Source organism: Mesorhizobium sp. M7A.F.Ca.US.006.04.2.1, from assembly GCF_004022915.1.
Taxonomy (GTDB): Bacteria; Pseudomonadota; Alphaproteobacteria; order Rhizobiales; family Rhizobiaceae; genus Mesorhizobium; species Mesorhizobium ciceri.
This window is the reverse complement of sequence record NZ_RZQA01000745.1, coordinates 1-3256: the sequence shown is the minus strand read 5'-3', so window position 1 is coordinate 3256 and position 3256 is coordinate 1. Positions and strand designations below refer to the sequence as shown.

Here is a 3256-nt window from a genome sequence, read left to right as displayed (position 1 = left end):
CTCGTGGGCCTGGTTACGGCAGCGGCTGCCGGGCTGCTCTATCTCCTGTCCGTTGCCGTCGCGCATTCGCCCGTTCTCTCCGTCTCGATTCTCGTCGTCGGACGCGCGGTGCTGGGCGGTGCCGAGAGCTTTATCATCACAGGTGGCGTGGCCTGGGGCCTGGCGCTCGTGGATGCCGGGCATTCGGGGAAAGTCATTGCATGGGTCGGCACTGCGATGTTCGCGGCATTGGCCTTCAGCGGACCATTGGGAACCATGTTGTTCACAGCCTACGGCTTTGCGGCGATAGGGCTGCTGACCACACTATTGCCGTTGCTCGTCCTGGGATCACTCATGCGAGCGCCGAACCCTCGGATACAGTTGCGGCAGAGAGAATCCGATTTGAGAGCGGTTTTTGACGCGGTATGGCTGCCAGGACTTGGTGCGGCACTCGCCAGCGTCGGCTACTGCTCAGTCCTTGCCTCAGCTCCCTTCTGTATGCCGACAATCATTGGCGACCGGTCTGGGTTGGATTACGGCGTTTGGAGCTGCGCTGATCGCAGCGCGTATGGTCTGCGGTCATTTGCCTGACAGATACGGCGGTGCAAAGATCGCCCTGCTGTTCGTGCTCGTGCAGTCAGCTGGGCTTCTGCTCATCGGGTTGGCACGAAGCAGTGTGCTTGCTTCCTTCGGAGCCGCGCTGGCGGGTCTAGGCTACTCCCTGGTCTACCCCGGGCTTGGCGTGGAGGCGGTTGGTGGCACATCTCCGGAAAACCGCGGCTTGGCGATGGGCATCTACACGGCCTTTCTGGACGTCGCGATGGCTCTAGGAAGCCCGGCGTTGGGATGGGCTGCCGATCGAGCAGGTTTGAGCGTTGTCTTCTTTATCAGCGCCGGTGTCACCTTTTGTACAACCGCCATTGCATTGCATTTAGCGTACAATGCCCGTGGAGGCCGACAGGCGCATGGCTACCCACGTCCGTTAAACCGGCCAAAGTAGCCATTCAATCGCAAGGTTGAAAATGACCGCGTGCGGCGCGACGGCGACCTCCCGAGCGGTCGCCTGCAACGTCGGCTTTCGGAATAGGCAAAGCTGGCCTCTAGGTCCGGCTTCAGGCGCAAAGCTGACGCCAAAGCCGGCGCTTGGAAATGTCGATTAGACTAGCTAAGGGGAAAATCGAACAGCACGGTATTTCCGCAGCGCATCAAGTAAGTCCAATCTCATCCGAGCTCATGGACCGCTACGCCCGGCACTACAGTCTTGGCGATCTCGCACAGGTGCTGGTGATGTGTCAGGTAGATTACCTGTCCTGCACTTGCCATCTCCCCAAACAACCTGAAAACCTCCTCCGACCGGACATGGTCGAAGGTCTCCATGATGTCGTCGGCGATGAATGGTACTGCGGGTCGAAACTGTGCGAACTCGTAATACCCGGCAAGCCTGAGCGCCAGGTAGAGCTGAAAACGTGCCCCTTTTGACAGCGCGTCGGCGACCTTGGATTGCCCGTCGCGCTGCAACGCGATGAGCACTTCCCCACCCTTCACGGGCTGGGTTGTCAGGCCAGAGTACTGGCCGCGCGTCATGAGAGCGAATGCGTCCGATGCGCGCTCCATCATCCCGGAGCGATGACGTTCACGGTAGACGCGCAAAGCATTGCCAGCCGACATTATTCCCAATTTCAGCTCGATATAGCGGACGGCCTTTTCCTCGATTTCCAGAAGGACGGTGCGCCGTTCGGCATCTATGCGGGCAACAGCACTGTCGCCGCCAATAGCGTCCAGCTTGTCGGTCGCGCGCGTCTGCCGAATGAGCTGGTGCTGTATTGCCTCGTCAGAAGCGCGAAGCCGTTGCTCGGCTTCCGCCTTCTCGATTGCGATACTGTCGAGATCGACACCATCCAATATCGAACGCGCCTGCTCGAACCCTTCCACCGCGAGCTCGGAAAAAACCTGCTCCTCAAGCTCGGCCACGGTTTTGCGCAGGCGATCCCTGTCGCGCAGCAGCTCATCGCGTTGCACGACGTCCGCTAGCGTGACCACGCCAAAGACGCTTAGGACCTCGTTCTTGCGGCGCTCATGTGCCGAAACCTCTGCATCGAGGATCTCACGCTGATCCTGCAGGCGCTGCAGGTCATTGACGAGGCTTGCTTTGGCCTCGCGCATGCGCTCGGCGCGCTCCAGGCGCTGGGCAAGGCGGATCGCCAGCTGTTCCGGTTCGTCGTCGTCCGCCTCGCCCGCATCGGCTGCAACGGCGGTAACCTCGACCAGAAAATTGTCCCTGTCGGCCACCATCTTTTCGATGCGCAGTTGCATGGCCTCCCGGTCCTGAAGGCTCTTGGACAGTTCAGCCAGTTGATCAAGGACGCCGCCCATGCCGGGCACCGAGATGCCTCTCTCTAGCCAAGTCCCCTTGAGCGCTTCGGCAATACCGGCCTGCCATTCATCCTCACGTCGCTCCGCGACTTCGACAGCGCGGCGCCTGGCGGCCAGATCCTCTTGCCTTGTTCCAACCGTCTTGAGCGCCTCGGTGCGCTCTGCGTCCACCTTGAACTGTCTCTCAAGAAACAGCTCTGCCACGGCCATGACCGTCTCTAGGCTGTCACCAACATCCGAACCGACGCCGACGCTCGCCAGCGCGCGGCTCAATTCCAGGCGTATTCGACCTTCCTCATCAACCGCCCGCTCGGCCTTCTTGCGCGAAAGCTCGATCTCCTCCCAGGCCGCGAGCGCATCGATGCGGGCAGCGATACGATCCTCGATCAGTTCGATCAGCTGTTCGGGGGATGTTTCCTGGCACGGCCCGAGCAGCTCTCTGGCGACTGTGCGTATTTCCAAGAGCACAGCCTCCCGATCTGAGCCATTCCGGGCAAGTTGATCACGCGCATGCGCGATAGTGGCCGCGGTTTCTACGAGGTTGCGGTTTGTGCTGCGAATTTCGACCAGTTCCCGAGCGTTGGCCAAACGGCCTGCGCCGACACTGTCGTCTCGGGCCAGTGTTGCCGCGAAATCATCCGCCGTTTCCCCAGTCAGGTCATGGCGATGCCTTGCCCAGGCGTCGTCGCGGGCACGCCGAATGACGTCGGCCGCATCATCGTCGGTGACATCGACAGAGGCACGAAGGGCTTCCAGCCGCGCCGAAAGCAAGTCGTGATTGCCCTGGTGCTCGGCAAGACGATCGGAAAGGACGCCCCTGCCCTTCCCGAGCTCTGCTGCCAGCGCCTTCCATGCGCCAAGCTGCGCAGCATTCGGAATGGCGACCCTGGCCAGTGCCTGAGAG

Annotated in this window: 2 protein-coding genes and 1 pseudogene; 2 read left to right on the top strand and 1 reads right to left on the bottom strand. The window is 61.2% G+C overall.

Annotated features, from left to right (window positions below; translation table 11 throughout):
• Both EN925_RS41000 and EN925_RS40995 read left to right on the top strand, forming a co-directional pair.
• Nucleotides 1-570: MFS transporter (locus EN925_RS41000; protein WP_348630369.1), on the top strand; the 570-nt coding region annotated here is incomplete at its 5' end.
• Complete coding sequence (locus tag EN925_RS40995) at nucleotides 548-979, top strand: MFS transporter (RefSeq protein WP_348629898.1); 432 nt, start codon at nucleotides 548-550, stop codon at nucleotides 977-979. The genes EN925_RS41000 and EN925_RS40995, both read left to right, overlap by 23 nt.
• A gap of 221 nt (nucleotides 980-1200) precedes the next feature.
• Here EN925_RS40995 and EN925_RS29245 read toward each other — a convergent pair.
• Nucleotides 1201-3256 (bottom strand): annotated as a pseudogene (locus EN925_RS29245) (hypothetical protein); the annotation flags it as partial.

What these genes read in the sequence shown, in the direction of transcription:
- EN925_RS40995 (WP_348629898.1), top strand. Translation starts at nt 548, where the DNA reads ATGGTCTGCGGTCATTTGCCTGACAGATACGGCGGTGCAAAGATCGCC.